The sequence below is a fragment of the Gammaproteobacteria bacterium genome (assembly GCA_003696665.1).
GTDB lineage: Bacteria > Pseudomonadota > Gammaproteobacteria > Enterobacterales.
Genome location: RFGJ01000021.1, coordinates 1 through 19,519 on the forward strand (window position 1 = coordinate 1; position 19,519 = coordinate 19,519).

The following is a 19,519-nucleotide window of genomic DNA, read 5'->3' on the forward strand; positions in this document are numbered from 1 at the left end:
CATCGTCAGCCTATTTTGTCTTTTTCTGAGTGGCTGGTCCTTTGCCGCAAGTGTGTCGGTGCAAGGGATACGGTTTTGGCAGTCACCAGAACGGACGCGCATGGTGATCGATCTCTCGGGGCCAGTCAAAGAAAAGGTTTTTACGCTCAGTCATCCTGACAGAGTCGTCATCGATTTACCAAATACCCGTTTTGGCATGCGTATGGATGCCATCAAGAGCAATTCCGATCTGATTGAGCGAGTTCGAAAGTCGGAAAACAAACAAGCGGGTGGCTTGCGTCTGGTGGTGGATTTAAAGCGCCCGGCCACCCCGAAAGCGTTTCAGCTGAAGCCCTATTTACAATATGGCCATCGGCTTGTCATTGACCTCCTTGACTCGACAATGCGACCAAAGAAGCCGGTTGAGCCGAAGGCAGGTGACGTCATTATTGCGGTGGACCCCGGCCATGGCGGTGAAGACCCAGGAGCCATTGGCGTCTCTGGTCACAAAGAAAAAGATATCACATTGGCCGTTGCTAAAGCACTGGTTGAAGCGTTGAACAAAAAACCGGGCGTCAATGCGTTCCTGACGCGAACGGGCGACTATTACATTGGCTTACGAAAACGCACAGAAATCGCACAGCAACGTCGCGCCCACCTGTTTGTTTCCATTCATGCGGATGCCTTCAAAAATAAGCACGTGCGCGGGAGCTCCATTTGGACGCTTTCGACAAAGGGATCCAACTCGGAACTGGGACGCTGGCTGGAGTCGCGCGAGAACGTGGATTTGCTTGGCGTCGCGGATGATCTGGATTTGGCCCAGTTCGATGAACAGGTCGCCAAAGTGTTGGTTAGTTTGTCACTAGAGTATGCTTTGGGTTCCAGTATCGAAATGGCCAACCGGATATTGCCGCACATCGGCAAGCTGACGCCGCTCCATAGCCGACACCCGCGGCAGGCGGCTTTTGTGGTGCTTAAACAGCCCGGCATTCCCTCTGTGCTCGTCGAGACGGGCTTCATCTCGAATCCTCATGATGAAAGAAATCTCACATCGCGCAGTTACCAGCGGCGCTATGCACAGGCATTGGCGAATGGTGTGATGGATTATCTCCGGGCGCATCCGCCTGAAGGGACGCGTATGGCGCTTGAACATCGAAGCCGCCGCATCAAGCACGTGGTGAAACGAGGTGATACACTCTCCGGCATTGCCCGCCGTTATGGCGTCAGCGTACGGAAACTGAAACAAGCGAATCAAATTCGGTCATCGGTTGTTCGGGTTGGGCAAACGCTGGTCATACCGCCGAGCTCGTGACGATGACAACTCAGGTGCCACGTATTGGGCGATTACCGCCACTGGTTGCTAATCAGATCGCGGCCGGTGAAGTGGTCGAGCGTCCGGCCTCCGTGCTGAAAGAACTAGTGGAGAATAGCCTTGATGCACAGGCCAGTCGCATTGATATTGTGGTGGACGCGGGGGGCAAGCAGAAAATCCAGGTGACTGATGACGGGCACGGTATACATCCCGACGATTTGCAATTGGCCTTGACGCGTCATGCCACCAGCAAAATCAGAACGACCAAGGATCTGATGCATATTGGTTCGCTCGGGTTTCGTGGAGAAGCGTTGGCCAGTATCGCCTCGGTGGCTCGAGTCACCTTGCGGTCACGCATTGAGGGAAGTGATAAGGCTTGGCAAGTTCAGGTAGCCGGCAGTGGCCAACTCCCGCCTTTGGTGCCAGCGAGTGGCCCTAAAGGCACAACGGTGATCGTTCAAGATTTGTTTTTCAACACACCAGCGCGACGACATTTTCTTCGGGCCGAACGGACGGAATTTCTGCATGTTCAAGACACGGTGATTCGGTTGGCACTGAGTCATCCGCACGTTGCCTTTAGCCTGACACACAATGGACGCGCCATTTGGCAGTTGCCCGCCGCCCATTCACCGACAGCAGAAACACTGCGCATTCAGCGCTTGCTTGGCCGGAAGTTTGTCGAGGCAAGCCACGACTTTGAAGTCGCGCATCACAAATGGTTGTTATCGGGCCGTGTGGCAGGGGCTGCGTTTCATCGCAATCAGACAGACATGCAATATTTTTTCGTCAATGGGCGCCCTGTGCGTGACCGCATGCTCATGCACGCGATGCGCGAAGCCTACCAGGATCTATTGCCAACGGGGCGGGCGCCAGCGTACATCGTCTATTTGGTTGTGCCTGCCGATGAAGTGGATGTCAATGTGCATCCCACCAAGCATGAGGTTCGATTCCAGCAAAGCCGTGATATTCACGATTTTATTGTTCAAGCCATTCGGAACACACTCGTGTCCGACCACGATAGCGTGAACGCCAATATGACAGTGACAGCCGTGCCCGCTAAGCAGGCCACCGTTTCTGCGCCAGTGTCTCGGCGGGTGCGCGTACAAGAACAGGTACCCGATTATGGCCCGTCATTGTGGCAAGCTTTGACCAAAGCACCGCATGAACAAAGTCATCTGTGGTGGCGGCAGGCCCATTTCTGGATCGGTGAATGGCAGCATCAATTGTACATTGTGGATGCGGCGAGAATTTGGTCCAGTGCCAACAGATTGCTCACCGAAATACGGCACACGACGCGCCTGTTGCTGCCATGGCGATGGCCTCTACGTCCGGAGGAACAACAGACCATCGCTCGACTTGGCTGTGAGATGCTCTATGATGACGAAACGAATGAATGGACACTATTAAGTGTGCCATCGTTGTGCGCAGGGCTGGATGAATCCATGGCGCGTGCCTTGATGTTTGGTCAGCCCCCGGAGTCCGAAAGGCCGCCAGAGGCGTGGCTGGACAGCGGTTGTGCCTTTGTCGCGAGTTGGTTGACGCAAATGTCTAAAGCAGATCGAGTGGTTTGTGCGAGGCCGTTGACCACTAAGGGATTGCAGCGTTTATTTGAGGGTGGCCTATGAGCGGCGTAGACTTTGTGACGCTTGTCGGACCGACCGCCAGTGGTAAGAGTGGGTTAGCACTCGAGTTGGCCTCGTATTTACCGTGTGAAATCGTCAGTGTGGATTCAGCTCTGGTTTACCGAGGCATGGACATTGGCACGGCCAAACCGACCTGGGCTGAACGCCAACAATGTCGGCATCATCTCATCGATATTCTCGATCCCGCTGAAAGTTACTCGACGGCAGAGTTTGTGCGGGATGCTGAGCAGGCCATCCACGACATACGGGCGCGCGGTCGAGTGCCGCTCTTGGTTGGCGGCACAATGATGTATCTGCGTTCGCTGTTATTTGGGCTTGCGCAGCTCCCTTCGGCGGATCCAGAGGTTCGGCAACAGATTTGTGCGATGGCCAGTGAAAAAGGGTGGGGTTATGTTCATGCGTGTCTCAGGCAGGTTGATCCGGTCAGTGCAGCGCGCATTCACCCAAATGACCCCCAACGATTGCAACGTGCATTGGAGGTGTATCAGGTTTCCGGCAAGCCCCTTAGCGAGTGGCAAAAGGGAACGCAAACACCGCGCTGGAAAGCGGCACAAATCGGGCTGGTGCCTGAGCATCGCCAAGCATTGATGCCACGCATCGAAGGGCGGTTTGATGTCATGCTGGCCCAGGGGTTTGAAACTGAAGTGCGTGCTCTGAAGGCGCGTTCGGATCTTCACCTAGATCTCCCGTCCATGCGTAGTGTTGGCTATCGGCAAATGTGGGAGTATTTGGATGGCAAGTACACCTTTACCGAAATGCGGACGCGTGCCATCATCGCAACTGGGCAACTGGCAAAACGGCAAATGACCTGGTTGCGCAAATGGCCGCTGGATATGCGGTTGGACCCGTTGTGTACCCATAAAGTGGCCGATTTGGCCAAGTGGATTGAGAGACAGATTTAGCAGGCTCTTGACAAAACTGCTATAGTTAAAAGACAGTCTGCGTCCAATGTGATTGGATATAAAAACAATAAAACCGAGGAGAGCTACCAATGTCCAAGGGGCAATCTTTACAGGATCCTTTCTTGAATGCCTTGCGTCGTGAACGTGTGCCGGTTGCAATTTACCTTGTCAATGGAATTAAGCTTCAGGGCCAAATCGAGTCATTCGACCAGTTTGTCGTCTTGTTGAAAAACCAAGTCAGTCAAATGGTGTATAAGCACGCCATCTCCACGGTGGTTCCGTCGCGTAACGTTCGTCTACCACACTTAGGCGGTGGTCGGAACCATTTTCAAGACGATAATGGCGATGACGACGAGCCCATGCCTGGCAATACCATTGAGGAATAAATATTCTCTTTTGCCCGCCTTTACGGCTTACGGTAGAATAGTGGTCATCAGCGCCCTGTCATGATATGGCGGGGCGTCATTGTCTGATTTGAGAAGGAGAACCCTATGGCCCGAGTGACCGTTGAAGATGCTGTCAATCGAATCGGTAACCGATTCGACCTTGTCCTGCTGGCTGCGAAACGCGCCCGCCAGCTTTCGGTGGAGGGCAAGGAGCCTTTGGTTGATTGGGATAACGACAAGCCGACCGTGGTTGCTTTGCGTGAGATTGAAGAAGGCTTTCTGACGCCTGAGATGTTGGAAGGCGACGAAGATAAGCCAGTTTTTCTTGAGGTTGAAAATCAGTAAGTTCAATTGTGTCAAAGGTGCTTGGCTGTGTACCTGATTTCCCCACTCAAAGAAAAGCTAAGCACCTATCTCCCCGCTGAACAGCTCGAAAAGGTCGAACAGGCCTATTTATTGGCGCGTGACGCGCACGAAGGTCAGACACGAAGTTCAGGTGATCCGTACATCACCCACCCTGTTGCAGTCGCCCATATTTTGGCCGACATGCATATGGATTATCAGACCATTGTGGCCGCACTGTTGCATGACGTGATTGAAGACACGGAAGTATCGCGTGAAGATATTGCCGAGAAGTTTGGTGAAACCATCGCGGATTTGGTTGAAGGGGTGACAAAGCTAACCCAGATTAAGTTTTCCACCAAGGCTGAAGCGCAAGCCGAAAATTTCCGCAAGATGATGATGGCCATGGTGCGCGACATTCGCGTCATTCTCATAAAATTGGCTGATCGACTTCATAACATGCGCACGCTTGGCCCGTTGGAACCGAAAAGGCGTCGCAGGATAGCGCAAGAAACGCTGGAAATTTACGCCCCCATTGCTAATCGTCTAGGCATTTATACGATACGGGCTGAGTATGAACGGCTCGGTTTTCAGGCGATGTATCCGATGCGCTATCGGATTCTGGAGCAAGCCGTTAGGAAGGCTCGAGGCCATCGTCAAGAAATTATTGACGACATCCAGATGCAAATCAGCCAGCGGCTAAAAGCGGCAGGCATTCAGGCAACAGTTCAGGCGAGACAGAAATCTCTGTATTCGATTTACCAAAAAATGAAACGAAAGCGTGCCAGCTTTCAATCCATTATGGATGTGTATGGTTTTCGAGTCATTACCGACACCGTGGATTCATGTTATCGGGTACTTGGGCAAATACATAATCTCTTCAAACCAGTGCCAGATCGTTTCAAAGATTACATCGCGATTCCCAAGGTCAATGGTTATCAGTCGCTACACACCACACTGAAATCTCCTCAAGGGCTGCATATCGAGGTCCAGATAAGAACTGAAGAAATGCACCAGATGGCAGAAAAAGGCGTGGCGGCCCACTGGCTGTATAAAACTGGCGACAATGCCAACCCGGCAGAAATTAGAGCCCGGGAATGGATGCAGAACTTGCTCGAATATCAAGATCGCACCGATTCGTCATTGGATTTTATTGAACACGTCAAAATTGATCTGTTCCCGGACGAAGTCTATGTCTTCACACCAGATGGCAACATCGTCGAATTGCCCAGAGGCGCAACCCCAGTGGATTTTGCCTATGCCATTCACACAGATGTCGGCAACAGTTGCATTGCCTGCCGCATTGACGGAAAGCTGGCGCCTTTATCGACGCCTCTGGTCAATGGCCAAACGGTGATGATTGTGACTGCGCCCGGCGCGCGGCCAAATCCGAGTTGGCTGTCGTTTGTTAAGACAGCCAAAGCGCGTGCTAACATCCGTCATTACTTGCGTTCTATTCGCCAGGACGAGGCCATTCAGCTGGGCAAGCGATTGCTGGCAAAGGCGCTCAACGGGCAAGAGCTTGAGACATTGTCCGACGACGCCAAGGAAAAACTGCTTAAAGGATCGAAATACAAGTCTTTGGATGAACTAATGATGGATGTTGGCCTTGGTGTGGTGCCTGCGCAAGTATTAGCGAAAAAGTTGATGCTAGAAGAGCGAGAGGGTGAGGAAAACAGCCAAACCAAACCGCTCGCAATTAAGGGAACCGAGGGGCTGATTTTGGCGTTTGCCGAGTGCTGCCATCCCATCCCCGGCGATCCGATTATCGGTGAGACCATGCCTGGCAAGGGAATACGCATTCATCGTGAAAGTTGCAGCAAGGTCGAATCACTGCGCGGTGACGCCGATCGTTTGTTGTCCGTGGCTTGGGAGGAGCATGTTGAAGGTGAGTATGCGAGCGTCTTGCGTGTTGTGGTATTCAATCGTCGGGGCGTTTTGGCAGGACTGACACACCTGATTGCCGCCGAAGAGGGTAATATCATTGATGTTTCCGTCAGCCGCGACGACGGTCAGACGAATACCCTGACATTCCAAATTGCAGTCCGTGATCGTGTGCATTTGGCGAGAATTATCAAGCGATTGCGTCGTCATCCTGCAGTGTTGCGTATTGGGCGGATTTGAAAACAAGAGGTGAGATTATGACAAAATCTGTACTGCATACGGACAAGGCACCGGCCGCAATTGGGACCTATTCCCAAGCAGTTGCCGTGGGCGACCTGATGTTTATCTCGGGCCAAATTCCGCTTGATCCGGTCACCATGGAAATGGTGTCGGACGATTTTGCTGAGCAGACCCACCGTGTTTTTAAGAATCTGGCGGCCATCTGCGAGGCGGCTGGCCATTCATTGAACCAGCTTGTTAAAGTTAACATTTATTTGACGGATTTGACCAACTTCGCGACCGTCAACGAAATCATGGCCCAATATTTCGAGGCACCCTATCCGGCCCGGGCAGCCGTGGAAGTCAGCGCTTTGCCTAAGGGGGCGCAGATCGAAATCGAAGGTGTGCTATCGTTGAAGTAATGGCGCTGCCCCTTGCCAATTGGTTAAGCCAAGACAAATGGCAATCCTTGGCTTTAGAGCCTGTGCTCGACATTCGTTCGGCCGATGATTTTGCGGCTGCCCATTTGCCAAACAGTGCCAATATTCCATGGGCTCGCTTACCGCTCAGGCTTCATGAACTGCCTCCCGCCGGCACTCCGCTCATTCTCATTGGTGTGGCACCGGTGTTGAATGAAGCCATACCTTGGCTTCAGTGTCGAGGCTGGCCAATTAAGGGCGCCTGGAGCGTCAACCCTGAGCCTATCCCTGACTGGTGGTCGCATGGTCCCCCGACTCGACGTTTGTGGGCGCCCACTCCGTTTTTATCGGAACACATTGATGGTATCGAGCGTTCGCTGGGTGGTCCGGGCCGAGCGCTAGACCTTGGCGCGGGCACAGGACGCGAGTCGTTGTATTTAGCGCAACGAGGCTGGCAGGTTATGGCGGTTGAACAACGTCCAGAATTGCTCGAGCGCATGCAAGTGTCGGCGAAGGATTGGCAAGTGACCATTGATGGAATGGCCATGGATCTTCGGCAGGCATCCGCTGAGGCTTTTGATACGCCATTTCATTTAATTATACAGTGCCGTTTCTTACTCCGTTCCCTTTGGGCTTACCTCGACGCTTGGACGGTGCGTGGTGCCTATTACCTATTAGAGACATTCACGGCGGAGGCGGCCAAATTTGGCAAACCGAAAAATCCCGCATTTTTATTGGCTCCCGAAGAACCGATGAACGTTTTGCCAAATTGGGTTGTTGTCATCGACCAACAGCGGACGCTTGCCGATGGGCGTCCGCTGCGCGGTGTGTTGTTGAAAAGAGCACCCACTTTGTAGTCGGTTCTTGGGTCTGGGTGGTTTTCCCTAAGCTATCTAGGGGCATCGCTTGGAAAGATTCTATCCGTCCGAGCATTGTGCTACGTGTCCAAGTCGAATACTTTTGAGACCTCGACACATGAAAAAACTCACGCAGAATCGTGAATCGATTAAGCGAGTGTCCATTATTTCAATGCCGATTGATCTCGTGGCCGGTGTCATCGATATGCCGTGTCATCGAACCTTAAATCGTCAATTTAAAGCTCAATTCGATACGACCTGAGTGTTCTTTAAGCTTTCTACTATTCAGTGTATTTGTTAAATGAGCTGTGCGGTTAATAGAAGGGATATTGGAATGGCGGATAAAGACAGATTGTTTCGTGAAGTTGAATTGCCAAGGATTTTTTCGTTTGATGACGTGCGCACCGAGGCCAGCGAGATTTTGGCTGATAGAACGGAAAGCGGTCGATATTACGCAGTCTTGACCTTTTTGCAGAGCTATTGCAAGCCGATTAACGTGCCTGATGTCGAATGGGACGAATTCCGCCAAGGTGACCCTCGCAAAAGCAAACATTTAGATAAAGTGCGAAATGTATGGCGATTTTGTCTAATGGAACAGGCCAATCATGACAATAAGATAAATCAACCGGTGCGGCGTACGACGAGCAGGTATAGTCAGGCGATCAGTGACGATTGGCTTGTTCGAGATGAGTTTTTAAGATGTGCAAACGACTTTGTTCAATGGTTGAGAGATGGGCTTGAACGGTTACCATTTGAGCATGGTTACAAATGGGTAAAAGGTTGTCGAAAGTGTGGCTTGCGAAAAGGCTCGCTATTTACGGCAGGTTCTCTTTGGGAGGCGTTTCGTAAGTATCATTGGCCGAGCAGTTGTGGATGTGGCTACCGGGAGACCGCGATTTATTTAGGCGATCTTGCTCAGCGACTTAAACGCGCACTTGCTGCATCAAATCAAAACGTGTTGGCAGTTCTTATTTTAGAGGTTCTGAGTTGGGGCGGCGTTGCACATCGACAGTATGTTGCCTCAACATGGAAATACTTGATTGATACCGATAAACAAAAACTGGTCTTGTCGGTTCATGCGCAAGTGACATTACTGAAGGATATTCTGAACACTGGTGTGTGGCCGCGTAACCGAAAAATTTTAAGCCAAATCCAGATTGATTCGGGAACCACTAAAGTCTTCTCGTTGCTCATTGACGGCTTTATTATTTACGATGGGCGTGTTGCCAGCGCACTAGCTTACTTGGTTCGGAAATGGGCTGAAGAAAAACAACGTCAGCCCAATGGTGTGCCGCGGCTTTCTTCTTACATCCCAGATTGCTTGCGCTTTTCGCGTGCGACCGAATCAAAGCGGGATCCAAATCCCCCAGAAGAAGATCTATTTCCAAAGATGAGCAATGGGCCTCAACGCTTGCGTGAAAATATTTATGCATCCTGGTTATTGCAGGCTGTTTTGGCAAATGATACCCGCTCTGGTTTTGTCAGCCTGGAGGAGGATGAGCGGCTCAGAGCGTTGGAAGCGGCACTGTTTATGTTGGGGTACTGTCTGACGCCGTCGGAAGTTCAGGCTTCAGCGTAGTGAATGGCGCCCGCCAGCCACCGCTCAGTCAGGGGTTCAACAAGCGCTGGTGCTTCCTCGGCAATTCGGTTGGCGATTTTGGTGGCCGTAGGCAGCAGATATTGATCACGGCCGATATCGGCAATTTTGAAACGCAATGTTCCCGTTTGGCGTGTGCCCAGAATTTCACCGGGGCCGCGCAGTTTCAAGTCGGCCTCGGCGATCAAGAAGCCGTCTTGCGTCTCGCGCATGGTTTGTAATCGCTGTTTGGCATGCGGTGACAACGGCGGCTTATACATTAACACACAATAACTTTGGTGCTCACCGCGACCCACACGTCCGCGCAATTGATGCAACTGGGCAAGCCCGAGTCGTTCCGGGTTTTCGATAATCATCAGTGATGCGTTAGGCACATCGACGCCGACTTCAATCACCGTAGTTGCTACCAACAGATCAATGTCGCCTTGCTTGAATGCGGTCATGACGGCCTCTTTCTGTTCGTTTTTCATCCGGCCATGGACAAGACCAATGCGTACATCAGGCAGGCGCTCTAACAAGGCTTTGGCTGTACTTTCCGCTGCTTGCGCTTGCAGCGTTTCCGACTCGTCAATCAATGTGCAGACCCAGTAGGCTTGTCGGCCGTTTTGACACTGATTTCGGACTCGCTGAATGACTTCTTCACGTCGCGCTTCGCTGACTACCACGGTGGTGATGGGTTTCCTTCCGGGGGGTAATTCATCAATGATACTGACGTCCAAATCCGCATAAGCGGTCATGGCCAGTGTTCTCGGGATAGGAGTGGCGGTCATGATTAATTGATGTGGCATGCGTCCGCACGGCGTTTTGCCTTTATGTGTCAACGCAAGCCGCTGATGCACGCCAAAGCGGTGCTGTTCGTCGACGATAACCAGTGCCAAGTTGGCGAATTCGACATTTTCTTGAAACAGGGCGTGGGTGCCAATCACCATGAGGGGCTCAGGCGATTGAATGGCTTCCAATGTTTTTTTCTTTTCCGAACGTGTCTGGCTTCCGGCAAGCCACAACACTTTGACGTCGAAAGGACGCAACCACCGTGTGAAATTGGTCAGGTGCTGCTCGGCCAATATTTCTGTGGGCGCCATCAACGCCACTTGCCAACCCGCTTCGAGTATTGGCAGGGCAGCCATCGCTGCAACAAGGGTTTTGCCACTACCAACGTCACCTTGGACGAGTCGCATCATCGGTTTTCCCACGGCAAAATTTTCGTTGATTTCGCGAATGACCCGTTTTTGCGCATGGGTGAGGTTGAAGGGCAACTGTGACGCCAGTTGCCGCTGCCAGTTGCCACAACCTGTGACAAACGTGGGTTGCTGTCGAATTTGAGTACGGGCCAGTCGAAGTCCTACTTGATGGGCTATCAATTCTTCAAGAATGAGCCGCTGGCATGCTGGATGCGTCCCTTCGACCAGAGTGGTCACATCGGTCCCTACAGGGGGCTGATGTATCAGGCTCAAGGCCTCGGAGAGGGTTGGCATGGATGGATTTTGCCACCAAGTTTGCAGTACATCGTCTATGGGTGTTACGCGCAGTCGCGCCAGCACTTGTTCGATAAGACCACGGATGCGGTGTTGTGTGATGCCGCTTGTGACTGGATAGACCGGCGTCAGGTGTGAGGCCAGTGGTGGCGTGTTGGGTGGCTGGTAGACTTGGTATTCCGGGTGAACCATTGTAAGGCCAGACAAGCCAGTCCTGACTTCACCAAAGCAACGTAATCGCATTCCGATGCGTAGGCGTTGTGCTTGTGCCTGCTTGAAATGAAAAAAGCGGATGGTCAACCAGCCAGTGTTATCGGACAGTGTCACCGTAAGGGTGCGGCGTCGTCCATTTCGGACTTCGACATGCGTTATCTCACCATCGATCAAAGCGTTGCGATTAGGCAACAGTGATCGGATTGGCACAAGCCGAGTGCGGTCTTCGTAACGCATCGGCAAATGAAATAAAAGATCTCGGATGGCATGTATACCGATGCGTGCGAAGCGTTCGGCAACCTTTCCGCCAACCCCTGAGAGCGTGGTTAATGGTAAGTCGTACCAGGCACTCATGCTTGTGTGACCGCACTGGTTCCGGGAAGCCGAAGTTGACGTATGATTTGCGCCAGTTTTTCAGCGACGGCGTGTCGAGCGAACGAGTGACGATAGACCAGGCAGACACGGCGTCGAGGCACAGGGGCGGCAAATTGTTTAAAACATAGCAAGTCCCCTGAGTGCTCATGCTGATTTTGGGCCGTCGCCGGGAGCACGGTCACACCGATGCCTGAGGTGACCATATGAGTCAGGGTGGCCAGCGAGCTGCCTTGTATCACTTCGTCAAGCTCATCATCAACGGCGCTCTGGCACTGTGGGCAGAGGGCAAGAATTTGATCCCGAAAACAATGGCCGGGTCCAAGCAGCAGCAGCCGATGCTTAGCCATTTCGTCCAATGTAAGCTGTTCGACTTTGGCCAATGGATGCGCCTTGGGCACGACGGCGATGAAGTCTTCGTCATATAAATCAATGATGGTGCAATCAGGTTCTTCAAAAGGGCGAGCGACGATAATGACATCTAATTCGCCCCGACGCAGCTTACGCCGTAGGTTGGCAGTATAGTCTTCATCCAAGCGTAACGGGACGTCTGGTAGTGTTTGACGCAGCTTAGGAATGAGCGCGGGCAACAAGTAAGGGGTGACGGTAAAAATGCCGCCTAGTCGGAGCAAGCCAGATTGTGTTTGTGCTGTGTTGCGACTCCATGCTCTAAGGTTGTCCGCCATTTCCACTATCTGCTGGGCACGACGCACCACTTCTTCGCCTTCCGCCGTGAGCTGAACGCCGCTACGACTACGGTGAAAGATCGTGAGCCCGAGCCTGTCTTCAAGTTTTTGAATGCCCACGCTTAAGGTCGGTTGACTAACATGACAATACTGTGCAGCCCGACCAAAATGCTGAAAGCGCGCGACAGCAAGCACATAACGCAGTTCTGTTAAGGTCATACGCTGGACCGGTTGATGTTTTTATTTGAGGTTACGGCAAATTGGGAAAGACACCAAGCCCCATTTAATCATCTATGATAAGAGTGTGATTTTCGACTGCGCGCAGTGTGTTTGAAGCGCCGGAAGATATTGTTCGGCAATGGCGATAACCGCCCGCACCTGACTATCGTAGGTTATCTCTAGGATCTCAGCATGCCACTGTTTAAGCCAATGCTCCAATGACGACCACTGGCGGTAATCAGCAACAATGGTCCGTTTCTGTAGTTGTTGTACGCGTTCGGTTTCCAATTGCGCAAGCGCCAGTGTGACCGCATCGGCATAGGCGCGTGCCAAACCGCCAGTGCCGAGTTTGGTGCCACCAAAATAGCGTGTTACCACAGCGACTACTTCACCGACCGGCGCGTGTAGGAGCACGTTGAGCATCGGCCGTCCTGCGGTGCCATGTGGCTCCCCATCATCTGAGCAGCCGATGGCTCTCGTGTCACCCGGCGGGCCAGCTTGAAACGCCCAGCAGTGGTGGGTAGCGTCCGGGAATTCGGCGCGAATCCGTTCGACAAAGGCGCGCGCTTCCTCGGCCGTTGATGCGCGTGCAATATCCGCGATAAACCGAGAGCGCTTGACTTCCAGCTCGGCACGCGCAGGCCGAGCTGGGACAAGGTAATGATTATCGCCAGTCATTACGCCTGTTCGTCAAAGGCTTCGCGGGTTAAATTACGGTGACCGTTCTCGGTCACAACCACATCATCTTCAATACGGATGCCGCCATAGGGCATGTATTCATCCACTTTGGCCCAATTGACCATGTCACGGTGGTCACTGTTGCGCCACGGTTTTAGCAACGATGGGATGAAATAGACACCAGGCTCTACGGTCACCACATGCCCAGGTTGCAGCTCGTGCAACAAACGTAGATAGGGATGGTGCTCCGGTTGGGGCAATCGTTCGCCTTCGGCGTTGGCTTGCTTGCCGGCGACGTCGTGCACCTGTAAACCGATAAAATGCCCTAACCCATGCGGGAAGAATGCTCGACTAAGCCCACTTTCGACGATATGTTCAGGAGCGCCCTGCACAAATCCGAAGTCAATCAGCCAGGCAGAAATCAGTTGGTGCGCCTTGTGATGTAACTCAGGAAATGAAACACCGGGCTGCACTGCGTCGACAAGTGAACGCTGCAAAGCATCAAAGGCTTGGATGGCTTCCTGCCACTGTCCATCAGAGAAGGCATATGTCCTAGTGATGTCTGCGGCGTAACCAAACTGCTCAGCACCGGCATCAATGAGAAAGTTCAGCGGGTTGTCAGGAGGGGTCGTCACTTGTTGCTGATAGTGCAAAATGGCGGCATGCTCGTTGAGCGCCACGATATTGCCATAGGGTAATTCATGTTCGGCGTGGTGCGCAGCGGACAGATACGCCAAATGAATGTCGAGCTCGCTTTTTTTCTGCTGGAATGCCTCTTTGGCAGCCAAATGTCCACGGACAGCTTTTGTGTTCGCAGCTTTTATGGCCTCAATTTCGTACTCAGTTTTGAATTGTCGATAAAAATGCAAACGCGCAAGGAGCCGTTCTGGATTGATTTCCAACTGCCCTAGCCTGGGAGAGAGCTTTTGCTGCCATTCCCCGATAAAGGCAAAATCAGCACGGTCTTCGGGCAGATAAGCCCAGACTTCGTCTGCGCTTCGTGCGGTTTCGACGACAAAATGCGAGCGCCAAAAGTCGGGACCAAAGTCGGCCGGCGCATGCCAATAATCATCCGGTGAATAAAAAATCAGAACCGGTGGTTTGTTGACTTCTTTGACAATCCAGCTTCCAGCCGCCTGTGTCAACGGCACCCATGTTTTGAAATGTGGGTTGACCTTGAATGGATAATCCATGTCATCCAGAAATTGACGCTTCAGCTCACCGGCTGCAATGAGGACGCCAGATAAACCTTCGGCTATCAGAGCATCATTAAATCTTTTGTCGATAACCTTGATGTGTTCAGCAAAAAGTGTCTTCCAATCCATCCTATTTCCGTGCGCTTGTCTATACTTTGGCGACAGTATACTGCATGACGACACAAATCGTCGCACTGCCAACGCAAAAAATCTGGTATGACCAGTTTTGTTAGTAAACTCAACAAGTTACAAAAAATGCTTGTTTGATAATGACTTAGGTCAATGCTCATGACTTGCGGAGTCGATTGGCTCGGCGTAGACTGATGGCCCAACGGCAAGAATGCACCATTTGGTGCAGAGATAGCGTACCAACACGGAGACTTACCATGTTGTTTCAAGGTGATTCGTTGCGTTGTGACTGGATAGAGCCAGGCATTGCGGAACTTTGTTTTGATAGTTCAGGATCGGTGAACAAGTTTGATCGGTCGACGCTGAACGAATTTCGTCAGGCGGTGGACGCGCTGAAAGCAACCGATGATTTGCGCGGTGTTTTGGTCACTAGCCAGAAAGAACAATTTATCGTTGGCGCGGACATTACCGAGTTTCTCGGCTTGTTTGCGGCGCCGGAAGCACAATTGCGCCAATGGTTGAAGGATGCCAATGCCATTTTCAATGATTTTGAAGATTTGCCGGTGCCGAGTGTCGTGGCGATCAACGGCATTGCGTTTGGCGGCGGCATGGAAATGTGCTTGGCGTGCGATATTCGAGTGGCCGCTACGTCCGCACAGGTTGGTCTTCCGGAAACAAAGCTCGGTTTGATTCCGGGATTTGGAGGCACCACACGACTGCCGCGTCTGATTGGGGCGGACAATGCAATTGAATGGATTGCCGGAGGCGCCCCAGTCCGACCAGAAGACGCGTTGAAAGCGGGCGCAGTTGATGCCGTCGTGGCGCCTGAGGCACTTAAGGATGCCGCGTTGCGCATGTTGAAATCGGCCATTACGGGCGACATTGACTGGAAGGGGCGGCGTGAGCAGAAAAAAGGGCCGCTAAAGTTGCCTATGCTGGAAGCACAAATGAGCTTTGCAACGTCCCGGGCCTATGTGCTTTCGAAGGCAGGTAAGAACTATCCGGCACCATTGACAGCCATTGATGTCATCGAGAAGGCAGCAGGGATGGCGCGCGACGAGGCTTTGTCGGTCGAGGCTGATGGCTTTGTCAAAGTAGCGAAGACCGAAGTCGCGAGGAGTCTCATCACCATCTTCCTCAACGATCAGGTTCTTAAGAAACAAGCCAAAAGCGCGGCCAAGCAGGCCAAGCCGGTCCAGCGGATGGCCGTCTTGGGCGCAGGGATTATGGGTGGCGGTATCGCCTATCAGGCGGCTGTCAAAGGCATGCCTGTGGTCATGAAAGACATCCGTGAAGAAGCGCTTCAGCTTGGTTTGTCCGAAGCGGCGAAGCATTTACAAAAGCGCGTCGATAAAGGTCGTCTCACTGTAGAGAAGATGGCGGAGACGTTAAACCGCATTGTTCCGACTTTGAAATATGCGGAAGTGGCGGATGCGGATGTGGTGGTTGAAGCGGTGGTGGAAAATCCCAAGGTCAAGGATGCCGTGCTGGCTGAAACAGAGGCGCTGCTTAGGGAAGATGCCATTTTGGCCTCAAATACCTCGACCATCAGCATCACACGTTTGGCCAAGAACTTGAAGCGGCCAGACAAGTTCTGTGGCATGCACTTTTTTAACCCAGTTCATCGTATGCCATTGGTCGAAGTCATTCGCGGCGAACAAACATCCGATGAAACCATTGCGCAGGTGGTCGCCTTGGCCGCAGCGATGGGGAAATCGCCGATCGTGGTCAACGATTGCCCGGGGTTCTACGTCAACCGGGTGCTGTTCCCATATTTCAAGGCCTTCAATATGTTACTGCGGGATGGGGCTGATTTCCGGCAAATTGACAAGGTGATGGAAAAATGGGGTTGGCCGATGGGACCGGCGTATTTGCTGGATGTGGTCGGCATTGACACTGGTTACCACGCCACTGCGGTGATGGCCGAAGGCTTCCCTGACCGTATGGCAAGAGATTTTCGGAGCGCCTTGGATGTGCTCTACGAAAATGAACGATTTGGTCAGAAAAATGGACGAGGCTTCTATGCTTACGAGCCCGATAAAAAAGGCAAACCGAAAAAGCAATTGGATGAAACTGTGTTTGACTTGCTCAAACCCGTCTGCGGGTCGCCACGAGAATTCTCCGAGCAAGAAATCATTGAACGGATGATGTTGCCGATGTTGATTGAAGTCGTTCGGTGTGTTGAGGAGGGCATCGTGGCCACTGTGGCGGAAGCCGATCTTGGTTTGATTTATGGTCTGGGATTCCCACCGTTCAGGGGTGGTCCGCTTCGTTATATCGACAGTCTGGGTATCAAAACCATTGTCGATATGGCGGATAAATATGCCGAGTTAGGCGTGATGTATCAGCCGACGGAAGGCATGCGTCAGATGGCGGCGGAAGGCCGTGGCTTTTATCCTAAACACGCATGAGCGGGGGAAAACTGATGAAAAACGTAGTCATCGTGGATGCAGTTCGTACTGCCATGGGCCGCTCCAAGGGGGGCATGTTTCGGAACGTCCGGGCCGAGGAAATGTCAGCCCAGCTCATTCGGGCTTTACTGGCTCGCAATCCGAGCGTTGAGCCGGCCGAGATTGAGGATGTGATCTGGGGATGCGTACAACAAACGCTTGAGCAGGGCTTCAATATTGCCCGCAATGCTGCATTGCTGGCTGAGTTGCCGCATCATGTCGCTGCCCAAACCGTCAACCGGTTGTGTGGTTCCTCCATGCAGGCATTGCACAGCGCGGCACAGGCGATAATGACTGGTCATGGCGATGTGTTCATTGTGGGTGGTGTTGAGCATATGGGGCATGTGCCGATGAACCATGGGATTGATTTTGATCCCAAGTTGGCGCGTTATACGGCGCGTGCTTCAGGCATGATGGGACTGACGGCTGAAATGTTGGCTCGCATACACAACATTTCACGGCAAGCACAGGATGAGTTCGGCTATCGATCACACCAGCGTGCGCATCAGGCAACCGTTGAAGGGCGGTTTAAGGATGAAATTGTTCCCATTGAGGGACATGACCAGACAGGTGCGTTGGTGAAATGTGATCGTGATGAAGTGATCCGCCCAGATACTTCACTCGAAGATATGGCGAAGCTGAAGCCGGTATTCGACCCGGTGAATGGCACCGTGACTGCGGGCACCTCTTCTGCAATTTCGGATGGCGCTTCTGCACTACTTGTGATGTCGGAAGAAAAAGCAAAGGCGCTTGGTCTCGAGCCATTGGCCCGTATTCGCGCGATGGGTGTGGCCGGCATAGAGCCGGCGATCATGGGCTATGGGCCTGTTCCGGCTGTCAAAAAGACGCTCAAGCGTGCTGGCATGCAGTTGTCGGATATTGATCTGATTGAACTTAACGAGGCCTTTGCTGCACAGTCACTTGCAGTACTTAAAGGGTTAGACTTGCTGGATGTCATGGATGAGAAAGTTAATCTCAACGGTGGTGCGATTGCTTTAGGTCATCCGCTAGGCTGCTCGGGGGCCCGGATTATCACAACTTTGCTTTATCTGATGAAGTCTCAGAATAAGCAAACGGGACTGGCGACCATGTGTATTGGTCTGGGCCAGGGCATTGCCACAGTTCTGGAACGTGTTTAACTCGTAATGTTGTGATTGAAAATGGCCGCCACACCAGCCGTGGCGGCTTCTTTGTTTCTCCTCCGTGTCAACCACATCCACCGTTTCGTGGCCTGTCTTTCGATGTCACCTTCCTAAACTCGGCATTGACAACACCGTAATTGGCGACAATCCTTAAAGAGAGGGTTGTGAAAAAAGTGATGTGGGGTGTCGGTGTTATGTCGAGACGCAATCAGGTGTTCAAACAAGTGCTTTACAAGTTTTTTAGAGAACGACTGGAAACCTGTACGGCTGAGCACCAAGTATCGCCTCAATATGAAACCATTTGCTATTTAGGCGACACGCTGTCACGGATGGCTGTCACTGATGAACTTTTCGTCGTGGAAACAGAAGGTCGGGTCATTCGCCCCTTAGCGCTTTTGTATAAAGATGCCAGAGAGGCTGACAACGAGTGGGAGAAGAGGCTGCTTTTGCAGAAACTTGGAGAGCAAGCTCTGGTGACCGGAGCGCTCTTTCCTGAACGCTGGGCGCGCAAGGGATTGTATCAGGACTACTTTGTTGGGATGGGGAGCGCTGCATATGATTATCTGGCAGAACAGCCGGTACCAAAACAAAGCGTCTATCGGGAATTAGCTGAGCGGTTCGCGGCACTGATTGAGTTGGTGATGCGGGCCTGCTTTCGCTCGCCAGAAAAACTTGAGGCAATACTGTCAGAGTATCGAAAACGGACGAAAATTCTAGAAGCCAATAGCGCCAGTCCGCTGGGTATTGACAAGATATCGTGGAATCACGGCGATCTTCTGCATTGATAGCAGCATTAAGACACGGAAGATACCCACATAAAAACAGGGGCTTGCGCCCCTGTTTTTATGTGTACTGCGGTTACTGCTTGGTGACAGTCGCCGAAATGGCCGCTACGACACGACGGTTTTTCGCTCGACCCTCGGCGGTATTGTTGTCCGCAATTGGCCGCTCTTCACCGTAGCCAATGGCTGAAACCCGTTTGGCATCGATGCCAAACTTGTTGACGAGCCATTGTGCGACAGCATCCGCGCGGCGTTGAGACAACCACTTGTTATAGGAAGCAGAACCCGTTGAGTCCGTATGCCCTTCGATCACCACTTTGGTGTCTGGGAACCGCCGCATAAAGTCGGCAACCTTTTTAATCTGAATGGTGTACTTGGGATCAATCATGGAAGAGTTGCTCGGGAATTTAATGTCCAACGAAATTCTCACCGTTTCCTTCAGAAGTTTACGACAACCCTTGTCGTCCACCTCGGCACCAGCTGGTGTGGCAGGGCATTGATCCTTATAGTTGGGAACGCTGTCGCCGTCATCATCACGCGCGCAACCGCGTGCATCCACTGCGACACCCTTTGGTGTGCCTGGACACTGATCGACGTTATCTGATACCCCATCTTGATCAACATCAACCGGACACCC

At 52.3% G+C, this 19,519-nt stretch carries 17 protein-coding genes; 12 read left to right on the forward strand and 5 right to left on the reverse strand.

Annotated elements, in window-relative coordinates; all coding sequences use genetic code 11:
• From D6694_00500 to D6694_00540, 9 genes are all read left to right on the forward strand, one after another.
• On the forward strand, positions 1 to 1,291 hold a 1,291-nt coding region (locus D6694_00500; protein ID RMH48389.1), incomplete at its 5' end, for an AMIN domain-containing protein.
• Between the two features lie 2 nt (positions 1,292 to 1,293).
• On the forward strand, positions 1,294 to 2,916 hold the full coding sequence (gene mutL, locus D6694_00505; GenBank protein RMH48390.1) for a DNA mismatch repair endonuclease MutL: 1,623 nt from the start codon (positions 1,294 to 1,296) through the stop codon (positions 2,914 to 2,916).
• Entirely contained in the window at positions 2,913 to 3,836 is a 924-nt protein-coding gene (gene miaA / locus D6694_00510) for a tRNA (adenosine(37)-N6)-dimethylallyltransferase MiaA (protein RMH48391.1), read from the forward strand. The genes mutL and miaA overlap by 4 nt, the downstream gene beginning before the upstream one ends.
• An 89-nt stretch (positions 3,837 to 3,925) precedes the next feature.
• The gene (locus D6694_00515) at positions 3,926 to 4,222 is read left to right on the forward strand and encodes an RNA chaperone Hfq (GenBank protein ID RMH48392.1); all 297 of its coding nucleotides are present in this window, start codon (positions 3,926 to 3,928) and stop codon (positions 4,220 to 4,222) included.
• Between the two features lie 105 nt (positions 4,223 to 4,327).
• Positions 4,328 to 4,567, forward strand: a complete 240-nt coding sequence (locus tag D6694_00520; protein RMH48393.1) for a DNA-directed RNA polymerase subunit omega — start codon at positions 4,328 to 4,330, stop codon at positions 4,565 to 4,567.
• A gap of 27 nt (positions 4,568 to 4,594) precedes the next feature.
• On the forward strand, positions 4,595 to 6,688 hold the full coding sequence (locus D6694_00525; GenBank protein RMH48394.1) for a guanosine-3',5'-bis(diphosphate) 3'-diphosphatase: 2,094 nt from the start codon (positions 4,595 to 4,597) through the stop codon (positions 6,686 to 6,688).
• 17 nt (positions 6,689 to 6,705) lie between these two features.
• Positions 6,706 to 7,089: a RidA family protein gene (locus tag D6694_00530; protein RMH48395.1), complete on the forward strand. Its 384-nt coding sequence runs from the start codon at positions 6,706 to 6,708 to the stop codon at positions 7,087 to 7,089.
• A complete protein-coding gene (locus tag D6694_00535) occupies positions 7,089 to 7,943 on the forward strand; it encodes a methyltransferase domain-containing protein (GenBank protein RMH48396.1) in 855 nt (284 codons plus the stop codon). The genes D6694_00530 and D6694_00535 overlap by 1 nt, the downstream gene beginning before the upstream one ends.
• A gap of 334 nt (positions 7,944 to 8,277) precedes the next feature.
• Positions 8,278 to 9,522: a hypothetical protein gene (locus D6694_00540; protein RMH48397.1), complete on the forward strand. Its 1,245-nt coding sequence runs from the start codon at positions 8,278 to 8,280 to the stop codon at positions 9,520 to 9,522.
• Here D6694_00540 and recG read toward each other — a convergent pair.
• From recG to D6694_00560, 4 genes are all read right to left on the reverse strand, one after another.
• The gene (gene recG, locus D6694_00545) at positions 9,507 to 11,582 is read right to left on the reverse strand and encodes an ATP-dependent DNA helicase RecG (protein ID RMH48398.1); all 2,076 of its coding nucleotides are present in this window, start codon (positions 11,580 to 11,582) and stop codon (positions 9,507 to 9,509) included. The two genes, D6694_00540 and recG, sit on opposite strands and share 16 nt — an antisense overlap.
• Positions 11,579 to 12,505 carry a hydrogen peroxide-inducible genes activator gene (locus D6694_00550; GenBank protein ID RMH48399.1) on the reverse strand — a complete coding sequence of 309 codons (927 nt, stop codon included), beginning with the start codon at positions 12,503 to 12,505 and terminating at the stop codon, positions 11,579 to 11,581. The genes recG and D6694_00550 overlap by 4 nt, the downstream gene beginning before the upstream one ends.
• Before the next feature lie 72 nt (positions 12,506 to 12,577).
• Positions 12,578 to 13,183, reverse strand: coding sequence for a YigZ family protein (locus tag D6694_00555; GenBank protein RMH48400.1), 606 nt, complete (start codon positions 13,181 to 13,183; stop codon positions 12,578 to 12,580).
• Complete coding sequence (locus D6694_00560; GenBank protein RMH48401.1) at positions 13,183 to 14,508, reverse strand: Xaa-Pro dipeptidase; 1,326 nt, start codon at positions 14,506 to 14,508, stop codon at positions 13,183 to 13,185. The genes D6694_00555 and D6694_00560 overlap by 1 nt, the downstream gene beginning before the upstream one ends.
• A gap of 257 nt (positions 14,509 to 14,765) precedes the next feature.
• On the opposite strand from D6694_00560, the gene fadB reads away from it, so the two are divergent.
• The 3 genes from fadB (at position 14,766) to D6694_00575 (ending at position 18,885) form a co-directional block, all read left to right on the forward strand.
• Positions 14,766 to 16,919: a fatty acid oxidation complex subunit alpha FadB gene (fadB, locus tag D6694_00565; protein ID RMH48402.1), complete on the forward strand. Its 2,154-nt coding sequence runs from the start codon at positions 14,766 to 14,768 to the stop codon at positions 16,917 to 16,919.
• 14 nt (positions 16,920 to 16,933) lie between these two features.
• Positions 16,934 to 18,097: an acetyl-CoA C-acyltransferase FadA gene (gene fadA, locus D6694_00570; protein RMH48403.1), complete on the forward strand. Its 1,164-nt coding sequence runs from the start codon at positions 16,934 to 16,936 to the stop codon at positions 18,095 to 18,097.
• A 179-nt stretch (positions 18,098 to 18,276) separates the two neighbouring features.
• Positions 18,277 to 18,885: a hypothetical protein gene (locus D6694_00575; GenBank protein RMH48404.1), complete on the forward strand. Its 609-nt coding sequence runs from the start codon at positions 18,277 to 18,279 to the stop codon at positions 18,883 to 18,885.
• 73 nt (positions 18,886 to 18,958) lie between these two features.
• Here D6694_00575 and D6694_00580 read toward each other — a convergent pair.
• A partial coding sequence (locus D6694_00580) for an OmpA family protein (GenBank protein ID RMH48405.1) occupies positions 18,959 to 19,519 on the reverse strand: 561 nt, incomplete at its 5' end.